This window comes from Achromobacter sp. Root565, from assembly GCF_001427425.1.
Classification (GTDB): Bacteria; Pseudomonadota; Gammaproteobacteria; order Burkholderiales; family Burkholderiaceae_B; genus Achromobacter; species Achromobacter spanius_D.
Genome location: NZ_LMGO01000001.1, coordinates 2,359,633 through 2,375,374 on the forward strand (window position 1 = coordinate 2,359,633; position 15,742 = coordinate 2,375,374).

12 protein-coding genes are annotated in these 15,742 nt (G+C 66.1%); 1 reads left to right on the top strand and 11 read right to left on the bottom strand.

All coding sequences use genetic code 11. The annotated features are described in order from the left end of the window. Positions 1-313 precede the first annotated feature (313 nt). Positions 314-1,138, top strand: coding sequence for an NADPH-dependent 7-cyano-7-deazaguanine reductase QueF (gene queF / locus ASD71_RS10575; RefSeq protein ID WP_056566746.1), 825 nt, complete (start codon positions 314-316; stop codon positions 1,136-1,138). A 104-nt stretch (positions 1,139-1,242) separates the two neighbouring features. Here the strand turns inward: queF and ASD71_RS10580 are convergent, their stop codons facing one another. From ASD71_RS10580 to ASD71_RS10630, 11 genes are all read right to left on the bottom strand, one after another. Continuing rightward, complete coding sequence (locus ASD71_RS10580) at positions 1,243-2,244, bottom strand: cytochrome-c peroxidase (RefSeq protein WP_056563045.1); 1,002 nt, start codon at positions 2,242-2,244, stop codon at positions 1,243-1,245. A 164-nt stretch (positions 2,245-2,408) separates the two neighbouring features. After that, the gene (locus ASD71_RS10585; RefSeq protein ID WP_056563048.1) at positions 2,409-3,713 is read right to left on the bottom strand and encodes an MFS transporter; all 1,305 of its coding nucleotides are present in this window, start codon (positions 3,711-3,713) and stop codon (positions 2,409-2,411) included. A gap of 248 nt (positions 3,714-3,961) precedes the next feature. After that, positions 3,962-4,534, bottom strand: coding sequence for a CDP-diacylglycerol--glycerol-3-phosphate 3-phosphatidyltransferase (pgsA, locus tag ASD71_RS10590; protein ID WP_056563051.1), 573 nt, complete (start codon positions 4,532-4,534; stop codon positions 3,962-3,964). A gap of 301 nt (positions 4,535-4,835) precedes the next feature. Beyond that, the gene (gene uvrC / locus ASD71_RS10595) at positions 4,836-6,662 is read right to left on the bottom strand and encodes an excinuclease ABC subunit UvrC (protein ID WP_056563054.1); all 1,827 of its coding nucleotides are present in this window, start codon (positions 6,660-6,662) and stop codon (positions 4,836-4,838) included. Next, a complete protein-coding gene (nagZ, locus tag ASD71_RS10600; protein ID WP_056563057.1) occupies positions 6,625-7,683 on the bottom strand; it encodes a beta-N-acetylhexosaminidase in 1,059 nt (352 codons plus the stop codon). The genes uvrC and nagZ overlap by 38 nt, the downstream gene beginning before the upstream one ends. Positions 7,684-7,735: 52 nt before the next feature. Next, a complete protein-coding gene (gene acpS / locus ASD71_RS10605) occupies positions 7,736-8,170 on the bottom strand; it encodes a holo-ACP synthase (protein ID WP_369818965.1) in 435 nt (144 codons plus the stop codon). A 38-nt stretch (positions 8,171-8,208) separates the two neighbouring features. Next, on the bottom strand, positions 8,209-8,949 hold the full coding sequence (gene pdxJ / locus ASD71_RS10610) for a pyridoxine 5'-phosphate synthase (RefSeq protein ID WP_056563063.1): 741 nt from the start codon (positions 8,947-8,949) through the stop codon (positions 8,209-8,211). Continuing rightward, entirely contained in the window at positions 8,946-10,439 is a 1,494-nt protein-coding gene (locus ASD71_RS10615; protein ID WP_056563066.1) for an efflux transporter outer membrane subunit, read from the bottom strand. Before ASD71_RS10615 ends, pdxJ begins: the two co-directional genes overlap by 4 nt. Beyond that, a complete protein-coding gene (locus tag ASD71_RS10620) occupies positions 10,436-13,666 on the bottom strand; it encodes an efflux RND transporter permease subunit (protein WP_056563069.1) in 3,231 nt (1,076 codons plus the stop codon). The genes ASD71_RS10615 and ASD71_RS10620 overlap by 4 nt, the downstream gene beginning before the upstream one ends. A 65-nt stretch (positions 13,667-13,731) precedes the next feature. Then, positions 13,732-15,030, bottom strand: coding sequence for an efflux RND transporter periplasmic adaptor subunit (locus ASD71_RS10625; protein WP_056563070.1), 1,299 nt, complete (start codon positions 15,028-15,030; stop codon positions 13,732-13,734). 207 nt (positions 15,031-15,237) lie between these two features. Beyond that, a complete protein-coding gene (locus ASD71_RS10630; RefSeq protein ID WP_235512092.1) occupies positions 15,238-15,693 on the bottom strand; it encodes a helix-turn-helix domain-containing protein in 456 nt (151 codons plus the stop codon). Between the last annotated feature and the right edge of the window lie 49 nt (positions 15,694-15,742).

The window sequence follows — 15,742 nt, forward strand, 5'->3', positions numbered from 1 at the left end:
CCTGGTCAGTGATAAGAGACTTCAAAAGATTCGCGTCTGGCGTTGCGTGAATCGATGGAAGAAAGTCTATGCCTGTGCTGCGGAGCAATGTGAAGCCGGGTCTTATACAAGACGAAAAATTTTAGCCTGATAAATCAATGAGTTATGAGCGTGATTTTGTATAATGAAACGCCATTGTCGTTTGTGAAATGCCGCCCCGCTGCTGCGCAGCACGGACTTTCACATGCCGGGAGTTACGTTTCACATTGTGGAAAATCAGCCGGTTTTCCAAGCGCCTACAATGCCGCATCCCCCGTTTTTCTTTATCTCAGCTATGACCCTGTCTCACGGCCCGCTTGGGCAGAGCGTGGCCTACGCCTCGCAATACGATCCCTCGCTGCTGTTTCCCATTGCGCGCTCGCACAACCGGGCGGCGCTGAATCTGACCGCCGGCAGCCTGCCCTTTACGGGCGTGGACCTGTGGAATGCCTATGAGCTGTCGTGGCTGGATGCCAAGGGCAAGCCTCGGGTGGCGATGGCGACGTTTTCGGTGCCGGCCGACAGCCCCAACATCATCGAGTCCAAGTCGTTCAAGCTGTACCTGAATTCCTTCAACCAGACGCGCCTGGTCAATTCGGCAGCGCTGCGCGGCCGGCTGGAGCGCGACCTGAGCGCGGCTGCGGGCGCGCCGGTCGGCCTGGACTTCTTCCTTCCGCAGCGGTTTTCCGAGCTGCAGATGGGCGAGCTGGACGGCATCTATATAGACAAGCTGGATATCGAGATCGACACCTACGAGCCCGCGCCCGAGTTGCTGCGCACGCGCGCGGGCGATGTGGTCGAGGAAACGCTGGCGTCGCGCCTCTTGAAGTCGAACTGCCCGGTGACCGGCCAGCCCGATTGGGCCACGGTGCAGATCCGCTACCGGGGCAAGCCGATTGATCGCGAATCCTTGCTGCGGTATGTGGTGTCGTTCCGCCAGCACGCGGAATTCCACGAGCATTGCGTCGAGCGCATCTTCAGCGACATCATGCAGGCCTGTGGCCCGGAGCAGTTGACGGTATACGCGCGGTATACGCGCCGCGGCGGGCTGGACATCAATCCGTGGCGCAGCAATTTTGAAGTGGCGCCGCCGGCGGACGTGCGGACGGTCCGCCAATAGTAGGCGAGCGTCTTGGAAAAGCCTGGCATAAGCGGGGCTTACAGCAACGGCCGCCCTTCGGGGCGGCCGTCTTGCTTTACTGCGTTGGCTTCACCGCTTTCGCATCACTTCACGAAGGGCTCGGGGCGGGGCGTGTCGTCTTCAGAAGGCGGCAGCACCGGGTACTGGATGACCGGCTGGTCGCCCGTCAGCGTTTTCAGGAACGCGACGATCTGGCCGTTTTCCTCGGGCGTAAACGTGCGGCCCAGCTGCAGGCGGCCCATGACGTCGACGGCCTGCGTCAGCGTGGCCGCTTCGCCATCGTGGAAGTACGGATAGGTCAGCGCCACATTGCGCAGCGTGGGCACCTTGAAGTTGAAGCGGTCGGCGTCCTTGCCTGTGACCGCGGCGCGGCCTTCGGCCTTGTTCTCGGTGACGTACGGCGTGACGAGCCCCATCTTCTGGAACGAGTTGCCGCCCACCGCCACGCCGTTGTGGCAGGCCACGCAGCCGCTGTTCTTGAAGAGGTCGTATCCGGCCAGCTCGCGCACGGTCAGCGCCTTTTTGTCGCCCTTGAGCCATTGGTCGAAGCGCGAGTTCGGCGTGACCAGCGTCTCCTCAAATGCGGCCAGCGCGCTGGTGACTTCGCCGATGGTGATCGTGTCCTTGCCGAAGACCTGCTTGAATTCGGCGCGGTAACCCGGAATGGAATTGAGCACCTGCACCGCCAGCTCGTGAGTGGAGGCCATTTCCATCGGGTTTTCGATCGGGCCTCCCGCCTGTTCGCGCAGGTCCTTGGCGCGGCCGTCCCAGAATTGGGCGATGTTCAGGCTGGAATTGAGCACCGTTGGGGAGTTGATGCCGCCCTGCTGCCACTTGTGGCCGATGGAGGCCTTCAGGTTGTCCGAGCCGCCCATGGCAAGGTTGTGGCACGAATTACAGGAGATTGCGCCGGAGCGCGACAGACGGGGATCGAAGAAGAGCTTCTTGCCCAGTTCGACCTTGGCCTGCTCTTTGATGACGGCCGGCTCGATGGGCTGGATGGGCTCTTGCGATGCGCTCCAGACCTGCCCTGCCCACAGTCCGAGTACCAGCCCCGCAGCCAGCAACGTTGTTTTCTTTCTCATTTGCTTCTCCTGTGAATAACCAGTCCAACTATGTGGTTATTACAGCGAGGAAGCCCTGCGGGGACTTTGCGAGGCGTCAATCGACGCGGGGCGGCGCAGTGGGCCGAAACCGAATCTTGACGGCGCGCAACGTGCTGCCGGCGCCGTCAAGGAGGATCAAGCCCTCAGGGACGCGCGGCGGCCACCGCAACCGGCGGTTCGGCGCGGCGCGCCTGCACCGCGATCCACTGGGCCAGGAACGCGGCCACGGCGAACGCCACGCCCGCCCCCACCCACGGACCCTGCCGCAGTCCGGCATCCAGCAGCAGGCCGAAGGCCAGCGGCCCCAGGGCCGAACCGACGTCCATACCCGAATACACCAGGCCGTAGACCGATCCGGTCGAGCCCTTGGGCGTCACGCGGCGGATCAGCATGTCGCGCGACGGCGCGGCCACGCCCGAGCAGAAGCCCGCCAAGCCCACGACGGGCGCGGCCAGCACGGCCGGCACGAGCCCCAGCGCCAGCACCACCAGCGTCAGACCCGCCAGGATGAGCGCGACCATGACGGTTCGCTCGGTGCGCGGATTGGCCGACACCAGGAAGCCGCCCGCCGCCATGCCGACGGCCGAGGCGACCATGTAGCCGGACAGCGCCGAGCTGGCCGTGACCTTGGACAGGTCGTAAAGCTGGCCCAGCAGCGGAATCGTGTAGTTCTGCACCGACGACAGCGCAATCGACGTGCACGCAAAGAACAGGAACGCGCCCCACAGCGCGGGCTTGGCGAGCAGCGCGGACAGCGTCGCCAGCACGCCTTCCTGCGGCTTGGCGGCGGGCTTGGGCGCATTGCCGGCGTCCTTGGCGTCGCCCGCGTCCACGGGCGACGGCCCCCCCAGCAGATCGCGGCCCAGCACCGTCATCAGCAGCACCAGCGCCACGAGACCGGCGGCGCTGTACGCCGCCACGCGCCAGTTGGCGAGCAGCGTGATGGTGGTGATGAACACGGGGGTCAGCGCCCAGCCGAGGTTGCCCGTCAGCCCGTGCGCCGAGAACGCGTGGCCCAGCCGCGGCGCGGTGATGCGGTGATTGATGATGGAATAGTCCGCCGGGTGGAAGACCGAGTTGCCGATGCCGCCCACGACCGCCGCGGCCATCAGCATGACGTAGCCCGTGGCCGAGCCGATCAGCACGCCCGACAGCACGAAGCAAGCCAGCCCGAACCACAGCACGGGACGCGCGCCGATGCGGTCCACCACGAAGCCCGACGAGGCCTGGCCAATGCCGGACACCACGTAGAACGTGGACACGAGCAAGCCCAGCCGCGCGAAGTCCAGCCCGAACTCCAGGCCCAGCGCGCCATAGAGCGACGGCAGGACAAGCTGGAAGAAGTGGGACGAGGCATGCGCCACGCCGATGAGCAGGATGATTTTCCAGTCGCGCCGGCGTACGGCGGCGTCCGAGAGCAAGGAGGTGGCGGCGGTAGCGGTGTTCATTGCACAAGGCCGCGCGAGGGCGGCAGGGATGCGGACCGCCGTTGGCGGATCGCGGGTTGTCTCCGGCGTCGCACGGACTTGCGTCCGGGCGACGTGTTCATGGCGATTGCGGCGCGCGGGCCGTGCCGGATCGAGCCGGCGTATCGCTCTTGACGTGACACGGCGGCCGTCTTGCGCGAGCCGGGCCGCCGTGGAGTGTTGCAACTGCGCCGGGGCGGCTGTTGTGCAGCCGGCCCGGCAAATCGGTATTACATGGCCTTTTCGCGGATCGCGGGCCAGGCGCGCTGCAGGTAATACAGCATCGACCAGACCGTCAGCACCGCGGCCACGATGATCAGGATGTCGCCCAGCAGTTTGGTGTTGACGCCGTAGATCGCCTGGTTGTACAGCAGGCACGGAATCGCGATCATCTGGGCGGCGGTCTTGAACTTGCCCAAGCGGTGCACGGCCACGCTGGCGCTGGCGCCGATCTTGGCCATCCATTCGCGCAGCGCGGAAATCGTGATTTCGCGGCCGATGATGATCAGGGAAATAAACGCATCGACGCGGCTCAGGTCCAGCAGCACGATGAGGGCGGCGCAGACCATCAGCTTGTCGGCGACGGGATCCAGGAAGGCGCCAAATGCCGATGTCTGGTTCCAGCGCCGGGCAAGCCAGCCGTCAAACCAGTCGGTCAGCGCGGCAATGATGAATGCCCATGCCGCCAGCGTGTCGCGCATGGGAACAGACATCCAGCTTTCGGGCAGATAGAACAGCCCGACCACCAGCGGGATCATGGCGATACGCAGCCACGTCAGAATAATGGGAACGTTAATTGGCATAGTGTCCGTATCCTAACAGAGGGAGGTCCCCCCCGAAGAGGGAGTCCCACCCCCGACGCGCCTTCGGCGCCTCCCCCTCAAGGGGGCGCCTCTGCGGACCGGCGGAGCCGGATCCGCGCGGCCCGGATTGCTCGTCGGGGCGGGTGGTGGAAATTTGGGGGCGGGTTGATGAGTTGGGCGTGAATTGAAGCGTTCGCTCTGGGACGTCGTCAAGCTTATCGGCGAGGCTCCACGTTCGGGCGTCTCGGTGGTCGGCGTCGAGGGTGACACAAATTCGTGACATCTGGGCGATTCCGGGGCTTCAGCGCAGCGCCTCGTAGATGCGGATTGCCAGGTCTTGCGAAATGCCGTCCACCGATGCCAGGTCCTCGATGCTGGCGCGGGCGACGCCGGAGAAGCCGCCGAAGCGGGCCAGGAGGCGTTGGCGGCGGCGGGCGCCCACGCCTTCGATTTCTTCCAGGCGCGAGACATTGCGCGTCTTGGCGCGGCGGGCGCGCATGCCGGTGATGGCGAAGCGGTGGGCTTCGTCGCGGACCTGGGCGATCAGCATCAGGGCGGCGGATTCGCCGCCCAGGGCGACGGGCGGACGGCCATCTGCGAAGACCAGGGTTTCCAGGCCGACCTTGCGCCCTTCCCCCTTGGCCACGCCGACCAGCGTCTGGATGTCCAGGCCCAGTTCCGCGAAAACCTTGCGCGCGACCTCGACCTGGCCTTTGCCGCCGTCGATGAGGACGAGGCCGGGCATCTGCGCGTCGCCGTCGGCGACCTTGGCGAAGCGGCGGGTCAGCACCTGGCGCATGGCGGCGTAGTCGTCGCCGGGCGTGATGCCGGCGATGTTGTAGCGGCGGTACAGCGAGGGCTGCATGTCGTGGTGTTCGAACACCACACAGGAGGCCTGAGTGGCCTCGCCGGCGGTGTGGCTGATGTCGAAGCATTCGATGCGCAGGGCGTCCAGCGCGGCTTCGTCGGTGTCCAGGTCCAGGGCTTCGGCCAGCGCCAGCGTGCGGGCGGCACGGGCGCCAGATTCGGTCAGCGCGCGGGCGAGCGCCATTTCGGCGTTCTTGGCGGCCTGCTCCAGCCAGGATCGGCGCGTGCCCTGCGGACGCGTCAACACCCGCGACGGCCGGCCGCCGGCCTGCTCGACCAGCAGCGCGATCAGCTCGGGATCTGGCAAGGCGTGGGAACAGACCAGGATCGGCGGCATCGCGTTGTCGGTGTAATGCTGGGCCACGAAGGCTTCCAGCACCTGCGGCGCGGCCTCGCCCTCGGCGTGCGACGGAAAGAACGGCTTGTCGCCCAGATGGCGGCCGCCGCGCACCATGGCCAGGTTCACGCAGACCTTGCCGCCGGCAATGGCCACCGCAATGATGTCGGTGTCCTCGCCGCTGACGTTTTCCATGGTCTGCTGATGCAGCACGCGCGCCAGCGAGCCCATCTGGTCGCGCAGCGCCGCGGCTTCCTCGAAGCGCAGCTCGGTGGAGGCCTGCAGCATGCGGGCCTCGATTTCGCCCATGACGTCCTTGGCCTCGCCGTTCAAAAAGCGCACGGCGCGATGCACGTCGCGCTCGTATTCGGCCGCTTCGATCGCGCCCACGCACGGCGCCGAGCAGCGCCCGATCTGATGCAGCAGACAGGGACGCGAGCGGTTGGCGAAGACGCTGTCCTCGCACGTGCGCAGGCGAAACACCTTCTGCAGGATCTGGATGGTTTCGCGCACCGCCCAGGCGTTGGGGAACGGACCGAAAAACTGTCCGCGCTTGTTGGTGGCGCCGCGGTAGTACGCGATGCGCGGCCAGTCATGCCCGGTGATGTGCAGGTACGGATAGGACTTGTCGTCGCGGAACAGGATGTTGTAGCGCGGCTTCAGGCTCTTGATGAGGTTGTTTTCCAGGATCAGCGCTTCGGCTTCTGAGCGCGTCACCGTAACCTCAAGCCGCGCCACCTTCGCCACCATCTGGGCGATGCGCGGGCTGGACAGCGTCTTCTGGAAATACGACGAGACGCGCTTCTTCAGGTCGCGCGCCTTGCCGACATACATGACCTCGCCTGCCGCATCCAGGTGCCGGTAAACGCCCGGCAAATGCGGCAGGTCAGACAGGAACGATTTGAGATTGAAGTCGTCGGGCATTCTGGTAACGGCTTTCGGCTTGCAGGGTGTCCCAATCGGGCGCGTCGAAACGCGGCATCAGGCGCCGGATGCGCGCCACGGACTCGGGCGCATGGTCGAACTCAAGCCGAGCCAGCAGGTCGTCGGCCAGGTCCGGGCGGTTGCACACCAGCACCATGTCGCAGCCAGCTCGCAGTGCGGCGTTGGCGCGGTCCAGGATGTCGCCCGCGACCGAGGCGCCTTCCATGGTCAGGTCGTCCGAGAACACGACGCCATCGTAGCCCAGGCGCTTGCGCAGGATGCCCTGCACCCAGCGCTTGGAAAAGCCCGCCGGATGCTTGTCCACCTTGGGATAGATGACGTGCGCGGGCATGACGGACGGCAGCACGACGTCGCCCAGCCAGGCGTAGGGCGCGGCGTCGTCCTTCAGGATGTCGTCCAGCGTGCGCGGATCGACCGGGATCTCGTGGTGCGAGTCGGCGCCCACGTAACCGTGACCGGGGAAATGCTTGCCGCACGACGACATGCCGGCCAGGGACAGGCCCTGCACCAGCGCGCGCGACAGCATCGTCACCACGCGGGGATCGTGATGGAAGGCGCGGTTGCCGATCACCTTGCTGACGCCGTAATCCAGGTCCAGCACGGGCGTGAAGCTCATGTCCACGCCGCAGGCGCGCAGCTCGGCGGCCAGGACGTAACCGGCCTCGGTCGCCAGGCGCATCGCCTGCAGCGGGTCGCTGTCCCACAGTTCGCCCAGCGCGCGCATCGGGGGCAAGGGCGTGAAGCCGTCGTCGCGGAACCGCTGCACGCGGCCGCCTTCGTGATCCACCAGGATCAGCAGCGGCTCCTTGCGGGCCTTGTGGATCTGACGCGTCAGCGCGGTGAGCTGGGCGCGGTTTTCAAAATTGCGGGCAAAAAGGATGACGCCGCCCACCAGGGGGTGACGCAGGCGCTTCTTTTCCGCCTTCGTGAGCGTGTATCCCGCCACATCGACCATCACGGGGCCGGGAGGCAGGACCACCTTGGATTTTTTCTTGGCCATGGAGGCTGTCCTTGTAGCTAGGTGCGGCAAGCCGGCGGGGATGACCCCGGTCTCAGGGCTTGCGCTCGACCACCACATATGCGGCGGCCATGTCGGATTCATCGGTAATGGAAACGTGGGCCGCGCCGAACCGGTCAGCGTACCAGCCCAGCAGTTCGGGCGCGATCACCAGCACGGGGCGGCCGCCCGGCGCGTTAAGTGTCTGCACGCGCCGCCAGGTCATCGGCATGCGCATGCCCAGCCCGATGGCCTTGGAAAACGCTTCCTTGGCGGCAAAGCGGGTGGCCAGAAAGCGCAGCCCGCGGACCGGGTCGCGGGCGCGGCGGGCGTGGAATTTCAGGAGTTCCTCGGGGCCGAGGATCTTTTCGGCAAACCGGTCGCCGTGACGGGCGAGCGCACGTTCGATGCGGTCGATGCGCAGGAGGTCCATGCCGATGCCGGCAATGGCGCCGGCGGGCATGGCGGAAGAAGAGTCGGACATCGGCATCGCCTGGCTAGCGGTCAAAACGCGTCATCGGCCCGCGTTCAAAGCCCGCGCAGCGCGTGCAGGCGCGCCTGCACCATCAGCGCCTTCATATCGCGCACGGCTTTTTCCCAGCCGTCGAAGATCGACTGCGCGACGATGGCGTGGCCGATGTTGAGTTCGGAAATGCCGTCCAGCGCGGCCACCGGCTTGACGTTGCCATAGTGCAGGCCATGGCCGGCGTTCACGCGTAGCCCGTGGCGCAGCCCTTCGGCCACGGCCAGGCGGATGCGCTGCAATTCCGCCTGGGCAGCCTCGCCCTCGGCTTCGGCGTAGGCGCCGGTGTGCAGTTCGATGACGGGCGCGCCGGCCTTGGCGGCGGCGGCGATCTGGACCGGGTCCGGATCAATGAACAGCGATACGCGGATGCCGGCTTCGGCCAGCAGCGCCACGGCGTCGGAGACCGGGCCCATGGCGCCGGCGACTTCCAGCCCGCCTTCGGTCGTGAGCTCGGTGCGCTTTTCGGGCACCAGGCAGACGTCGCTGGGCTTGACCGCGCAGGCGATCTCCAGCATTTCCGGCGTGACTGCGCATTCCAGATTCATTCGGGTGCGCAGTTGCGGGCGGATCGCGTAGACGTCGGCGTCCTGAATGTGACGCCGGTCTTCGCGCAGATGCAGCGTGATCAGGTCGGCGCCGGCGTCTTCGGCGCGCAGCGCCGCGGCGATCGGGTCGGGATACACCGTGTGGCGCTGCTGCCGCAGCGTGGCGACGTGATCAATATTTACACCGAGTTCTATCATTGCACTTTCGTGGTTTCTTCCCAGCCGCCGCCCAGCGCCTTGTACAGCTCCACGCGGTTGATCAGCGCGGCCAGGCCGGTTTGCACCAGCGACAGCTGGGCGTTGAAAAAGTCCACCTGCGCGGTCTGCACCTGCAGGTAGCTGTCGATACCGTTGGTATAACGCAAATTCGACAACTCCAGCGTCCGCGCCGACGAATCCTGCAGCGCGCGCTGGGCGTCCAGTTGCGCCCCATAGGTGGCCTCGCCCGCCAGCGCGTCCGACACTTCGCGGAACGCCTGCTGGATGGTCTGTTCGTACTGTGCGACCGCGATATTGTCGCGCGCCTTGGCCAGGCTCAGTCCCTCACGGATGCTGCCGCCGGCAAAAAGCGGCGTCGTGATCGACGGCGAGAAGCTCCAGTAGCCCTGCCCGCCCTTGAACAGGTCGCCCAGCGACGGACTGGCCACGCCCAACAGGCCGGTCAGCGAGATGGTCGGGAAAAACGCCGCGCGCGCCACGCCGATGTTGGCATTGGCGGACAGCAGCTGGTTTTCGGCGGCGGCGATGTCGGGACGGCGCTCAAGCAGGTCGGACGGCAGGCCGGACGGCACCGTGGCCAGCAGCTGGTCGCGGCCGAACGTGGCCGGCGGGGGCAGCGTGTCGGGCAGCGGCGTGCCCACCACCAGCACCAGCGCGTTCATGGCTTGCGACCGGGCGCGCGCCAGTTGCGCCAGGTCGGCGGAGGCCGTGTCCAGCAGCGATTTGGACTGGTTCAAATCCAGTTCGGACGCCACGCCGCCGTCGAAGCGGCGCTTGACCAGGTCATAGGATTCCTGGCGCGAGGCCAGCGTGCGCTGCGTCAGTTCCAGCTGGACCTCGGCGGCGCGCAGGTTGAAATACGACTGCGCGACCGAACCGACCAGCGTGATGTGCACGCTCTTTTGCGCCTGCTCCGTCGACAGGTACTGCTGGTACGCCGCCTCGGACAGGTTGCGCAGGCGGCCGAACAGGTCGATCTCGAAGGTCGTAAGGCCGATGCCGGCCTGGTACGTGCTGCTGATCGAGCTGGAATCGGGGCCGCCGGGCCGCATGTTGGCCGGCAGGTGCTGGCGCTGGCCCTGGATGCCGGCGCCGATGCTGGGCCACTGCGCACCGCGCTGGATGCCGTACTGCGCCCTGGCTTCTTCGACGCGCTGGACCGCAACGCGCAGGTCGCGGTTGTTGACCAGCGAGAGTTCGATCAGCGCCTGCAGGCGTTGATCGCGGAAGAATTCGCGCCATCCCAGATCTGCCGCGGGCGTGCCGGCTTGCGGCATCACGTCGGCGGCAGGCTGCGAGCCCAGCGTGGTGGCGCGCGTGTACGCGCCGTACTGCACCTTGGGCTGGTCGGGCCACGCAGGGCTGACCGGCGCGTCGGGACGCTTGTATTCGGGAGCCAGCGAGCAGCCGGCCAACGCCACCGCCACAAAGGCGGACAAGGCGGTCTGTCTGAACATCAGGGCTTTCATTCCTTGCCCTCCTGGCCACCAGTGGGTTGTGCGGGCTGAGGCGTTGCCGGCAAGGCGGCCTTTTCGGCCGCCGCCTTCTTGGCCGCCTGTTCTTCCTCGAAGAGGCGTTTTTCGGCGCCCAGGAGGCGCGGGCGGGTCTTGAAGAGACCCAGCACCACCACGAAGAACGTCGGCACGAAAATCACGGCGAACGGCGTGGCGGCGAGCATGCCGCCCAGCACGCCCAGGCCGACCGCGCGCTGGCTGGCTGCACCTGCGCCGGTGGCCATCGCCAGCGGGATCACGCCCAGGATGAACGCCAGCGACGTCATCAGAATCGGACGGAAGCGCAATCGGGCGGCCTCCACCGCGGATTCGTACAGGCCCATGCCGCGGGCGTACTGGTCCTTGGCGAACTCCACGATAAGAATGGCGTTCTTGGCCGCCAAGCCGATCACGGTCACCATCCCCACCTGGAAGTACACGTCGTTGGACATGCCCAGCACGCTGACCAGCGCCACCGCGCCCAGCATGCCCAGCGGCACCACCAGCATGACGGAGATCGGAATGGCCCAGCTTTCGTACAGCGCGGCCAGCACCAGGAACACGACCAGCAGCGACAGGCCCATCAGGATGGGCGCCTGGTTGCCTGCCTGCAGTTCCTGGTAGGACAGGCCCGTCCACTCGTAGCCGAAGCCCTGCGGCAACTGGGCGACCAGCCGCTGCATTTCGTCCATGGCCTCGCCCGTGGAGTAGCCCGGCGCCGAGCTGCCGCCGATACGCATGGATTCGTAGCTGTTGTAGCGCACCACCTGCACCGGACCCTGGACCCATTCCGCCGACACGAACGTGGACAGCGGCACCATGCCGCCCTGCCCGTTGCGCGCGTTCAGCTTGAGCACGTCGGACAACTGCATGCGGTAAGGCGCGTCCGCCTGCACCCAGATGTTCTGCATCCGGCCCATGTTGGGGAACTTGCTGAGATACGCCGAACCAACCGCCGTGGAAATGAGCGAGGCGGCTTCATTGAAGTCCACGCCCAACGCCGCCGCCTTGTCGCGGTCGATGTTCAGGGTGAGCTGCGTGCCCGCCGACAGGCCCGTGATGCGGACCTGCGACAGCACCGGGCTCTTCATGGCCTCGCCCATCAGCTGGGCGGTGGCCGCGGCCAGTGCATCGGTGCCGGCCGCGCCGCGATCCTGCAGGCGCAGGTCAAAGCCCGTGGCGTTGCCCAGCGACGAGATGGCCGGCGGCACCAGCGTGAACACCTGCGCGTCATGGATGCCCATGAGCTGCTTTTCGAAGGCGGTGAAGGCGATCGCGCCGGCGGAATCCTGGCGTTCCTTGCGGTCCTTGAAGTCCTTGAGCGTGGTGAACGCGATGGCGGCGTTCAGGCCGTTGCCGTTAAAGCTGTAGCCCTGCACGGCGATGATGTTCTCGACGGCGGGGATGCCCTGGAAGTACTTTTCGACCTGCTCGATGACCTCGACGGTGCGGTTGGCGCTGGCGCCGGTGGGCAGTTCGATGTTGCTGACCACATAGCCCTGATCTTCCTCGGGCAGAAACGACGACGGCAGGCGCAGATACAGCCAGCCCAGCAGCAGGACCAGCACCAGGAACACCAGCATCATCCGGCCGCCCTTGTGCAGGATGCGCGACACCCAGTTCTGGTAGCCATGGGTGGTGGCGTCGAACTTGCGGTTGAACCAGCCGAAGAAACCCTTCTTGTCCTCGTGGTGGCCCTTGGCCACGGGCTTGAGGATCGTGGCGCACAGCGCCGGTGTGAAGGTCAGCGCCAGCAGCGCCGAGAAGAAAATGGACACGGCCATGGCCACCGAGAACTGGCGGTAGATCACGCCCACCGACCCGCTCATGAAGGCCAGCGGCAGGAACACCGTCACCAGCACCAGCGTGATCCCGATGATGGCGCCGCTGATCTGCGGCATGGCTTTCTTGGTGGCCTCCTTGGGCGGCAGGCCCTCGGTCGCCATGATCCGCTCGACGTTTTCGACGACCACGATGGCATCGTCCACCAGAATCCCGATGGCAAGCACCATCGCGAACATGGTCAGCACGTTGATCGAGAACCCGAGCGCCAGCATCACCGCGAACGCCCCCAGCATGGCCACCGGAACGACCAGCGCCGGGATCAGCGTGTAGCGCACGTTCTGCAGGAACAGATACATGACCAGGAACACCAGCACCATGGCTTCAGCCAGGGTGTGCAGCACCTGCTCGATGGAGACCTTGACGTAGGGCGCGGTGTCGTACGGCACCGAGTACTGGATGTTGTCCGGGAAATACTTGGACAGCTCCTGCATCTGGTTGCGCACGCCTTGCGCCGTGGCCAGCGCGTTGGCGTTGGGCGACAGCACGATGGCGAAAGCGGCCGTCGGCTTGCCGTTCAGGCGGGCGCCGAACTGATAATTGTCGGCGCCGACCTCGATGCGGGCGACGTCGCGCAGCAGCACCTTTGAGCCGTCGGTGTTGGCGCGCAGGACGATCCGGCCGAAGCCGTCGACCGTGCTGAGCTGGCCGTTGGCCGTGACCGTGGCGGTGATGCGCTGCGAATCGGGATTGGGCGGCGCGCCGATGCTGCCGCCGGAGATCAGCACGTTCTGGCTGGCGATGGCGTTGTTGACCTCGGCCATGCTGAGGTTGAAACCGACCAGCTTGGCCGGGTCCACCCAGATGCGCATCGCGCGCGGCGCTGCAAAGAGCTGGAACTGGCCGACGCCAGGCACCCGGGAAACCGGGTTCTTCACGTTGCGGGTGATGTAGTCGGCCAGGGCCGTCTGGTCCAGCGTGCCGTCGGTGGACGACAGCGTCACGATCATCAGAAAGCCGGTACTGGTCTGCTCGTACTGCAGGCCCTGCTGCTGCACCGCGGCGGGCAGTTGGGCGATCACGTTGGACACGCGGTTCTGCACGTCCACCTGCGCCAGGTCAGGATTGGTGCCGGGCGCAAACGTGGCGGTGATGGTCGAGGTGCCGTAGGAATCGCTGACGGACTCGTAATAGATCAGGCCCTTGGCGCCGTTGAGCTGGTCTTCGATGATGCTGGTGACCGACTCGGCCACTTCCGGGGCCGACGCGCCCGGATAGGTTGCCGTGATCGTGATGGCCGGCGGCGCCACATCGGGGTACTGCGCGACCGGCATGTTCGGGATGGCCAACACCCCTGCCAGCAGAATGAAAAGGGCAACTACCCAGGCGAAGATTGGTCGATCGATAAAAAATTGCGGCATGTGGGCTGACTCTGAAAGCGATGCTCACCAAAGGGGAACGCGGCGCTTGCTGCGCCGCGTGCCGCTTACGATTTCTGGCCTGCGGCCTTGTCCTGCTGGGCAGGCTCGGCCGGCTTGGCGCCGGGCTGCGGTGCGGATTCGGCGGGCTTGGCGGCCGGCGTTGCGCCGGGTTCAGCCGGCTTGGCGCCAGGCTGCGCGGCAGGCGCGCCGCCCTGTGCGGGCGCCCCGCCCCGGTTCCATTGGCTGACCTGCACCGGCGCGCCGGGACGGATCTTCTGGAAGCCCTCGACCACGACCACGTCGCCGGCCTTCAGGCCGCTGGTGATCAGCCAGTTGTTCTGGAAGGCGCCGCCGGTGGTGACGGGTGACTGCGCGATCTTGTTGTCGCGCACGAGCATCAGGCTCTGCTTGCCATCGGCGGTGCGTTGCAGCGCCTGCTGGGGAACCATCAGGGCAACGTCGTCAAAGCCCTGCTCCAGCCGGACGCGCACGTACATGCCGGGCAAGAGGATGCCGTCGGGATTGGGGACTTCGGCGCGCAGGTTCACCTGGCCCGTGCTCGGATCCACGGTGATGCCCGTGAACAGCAGCTTGCCGGGATGCTCGTATTCAGAGCCGTCTTCGAGCACGACGGTGGCGCGGGCGGCGTCCTTGCCCACTTGCTGCAGACGGCCGCTGGCGAAAGCGCGGCGCAGCGCGGCCAGGTCGGCGGTGGACTGCGTGAAGTCGACGTAGATGGGATCGAGCTGCTGCACCGTTGCCATCTGCGTGGCGGAGGTCGATTCGACCAGCGCGCCCTCGGTGACCAGCGGCTTGCCGATGCGGCCGGTGATCGGCGAGGTGACGTCCGTGTAGCTCAGGTTGATCGCGGCGTTGTCCTGCGCGGCCTTGGCGGCGGCGACGGTGGCGTCCGCCTGGCGGAAGGATGCCACGGCGTTGTCATATTCCTGCTTGCTGACGGCGTTGGCCTTGACCAGCGGGGCATAGCGGTCGGCCAGCAGCTTGGCGCTGAACAGATTGGCCTGCGCCTGCTTCAACTGGGCTGTCGCCTGATCGTAGGCGGCCTTGTAGGGCGCCGGATCGATCTTGAACAGAAGCTGGTTTTCCTTGACGTCGCCACCCTGCTCGAACGTGATGCGCTGCACGATGCCGGTGACACGGGCGCGGATCTGCGCGTCGCGCACCGCGTCCACGCGGCCGGGCAATTCAGAGACGATGGGTGCGCGCTGCGGCTGCACGGTGACGACGCTGACCTGAGGCATGCCGGGATTCATCTGGGGTCGTTCGCCACAACCCGCCAATATCAGCGCGAGGACGCCACCGGAAACTGCCAGACCCGAAAATCGTTTAGGCGAAAACCGCATTGAAACCCCCGCGTAGCGTAATGAATCGCGTCGTGACATCGCGTCAGGAACCGCAGCAATCCGAACGTGCCAGGAGGCAGCGATCAAATCATGACCAAGCGTCACCAACGACACGTGAATAGCCCAGTAATGTAACTCAGATATTGGGGAAATCACGTACTTTCGGGCAGTTTGGGGGAACTTTCGGGAGCAATTCCGCAACAATTGCTAGTCGCTGGCGAGCTCCCGCAGATTGCCCAGGAATGCATAGCCCACGCCATGCACCGTGTGCAGCGGCAACCGCGCGCCTGCAAGGCGGACCTTGCTGCGAAGCCGGCAGATGGCGACATTGAGCGACCGCATGTTCATGCCGCCGCGCAGAAATTTCACTTCGCTGCGGGCCAGTTCGCGGCGCGGGCTCTTTACCAGGCAGGCGAAGCAGGCGCGCTCGACCTCGGTGAGATCCAGGCGCACGCCGTTGGGCAACTGCAAGGTCCAGCCCCAGTAGAGCAGGCTCCACCAGCCGTCCACGGGTTCGTGCGCCGGGCTTGGCGCCCATGGGCCGGGCGTTGGCGCCTGCCGGCTGCTGCACGCGAGCTTGAGCGGGTTGGGCTTGGCGAGCGCTGGGGAAGGAACGGGCGATGGAACGGGGGCAATACCGGGAGCAAGAAAGGGAGAATTCAAGGCAGATCTCCACCAGGACGGCCGATGGCATGCCTGGGGCGGCCCGTCC

What these genes read in the sequence shown, in the direction of transcription:
- queF (WP_056566746.1), top strand. Translation starts at nt 314, where the DNA reads ATGACCCTGTCTCACGGCCCGCTTGGGCAGAGCGTGGCCTACGCCTCG.
- ASD71_RS10580 (WP_056563045.1), bottom strand. Translation starts at nt 2,244, where the DNA reads ATGAGAAAGAAAACAACGTTGCTGGCTGCGGGGCTGGTACTCGGACTG.
- ASD71_RS10585 (WP_056563048.1), bottom strand. Translation starts at nt 3,713, where the DNA reads ATGAACACCGCTACCGCCGCCACCTCCTTGCTCTCGGACGCCGCCGTA.
- pgsA (WP_056563051.1), bottom strand. Translation starts at nt 4,534, where the DNA reads ATGCCAATTAACGTTCCCATTATTCTGACGTGGCTGCGTATCGCCATG.
- uvrC (WP_056563054.1), bottom strand. Translation starts at nt 6,662, where the DNA reads ATGCCCGACGACTTCAATCTCAAATCGTTCCTGTCTGACCTGCCGCAT.
- nagZ (WP_056563057.1), bottom strand. Translation starts at nt 7,683, where the DNA reads ATGGCCAAGAAAAAATCCAAGGTGGTCCTGCCTCCCGGCCCCGTGATG.
- acpS (WP_369818965.1), bottom strand. Translation starts at nt 8,170, where the DNA reads ATGCCGATGTCCGACTCTTCTTCCGCCATGCCCGCCGGCGCCATTGCC.
- pdxJ (WP_056563063.1), bottom strand. Translation starts at nt 8,949, where the DNA reads ATGATAGAACTCGGTGTAAATATTGATCACGTCGCCACGCTGCGGCAG.
- ASD71_RS10615 (WP_056563066.1), bottom strand. Translation starts at nt 10,439, where the DNA reads ATGAAAGCCCTGATGTTCAGACAGACCGCCTTGTCCGCCTTTGTGGCG.
- ASD71_RS10620 (WP_056563069.1), bottom strand. Translation starts at nt 13,666, where the DNA reads ATGCCGCAATTTTTTATCGATCGACCAATCTTCGCCTGGGTAGTTGCC.
- ASD71_RS10625 (WP_056563070.1), bottom strand. Translation starts at nt 15,030, where the DNA reads ATGCGGTTTTCGCCTAAACGATTTTCGGGTCTGGCAGTTTCCGGTGGC.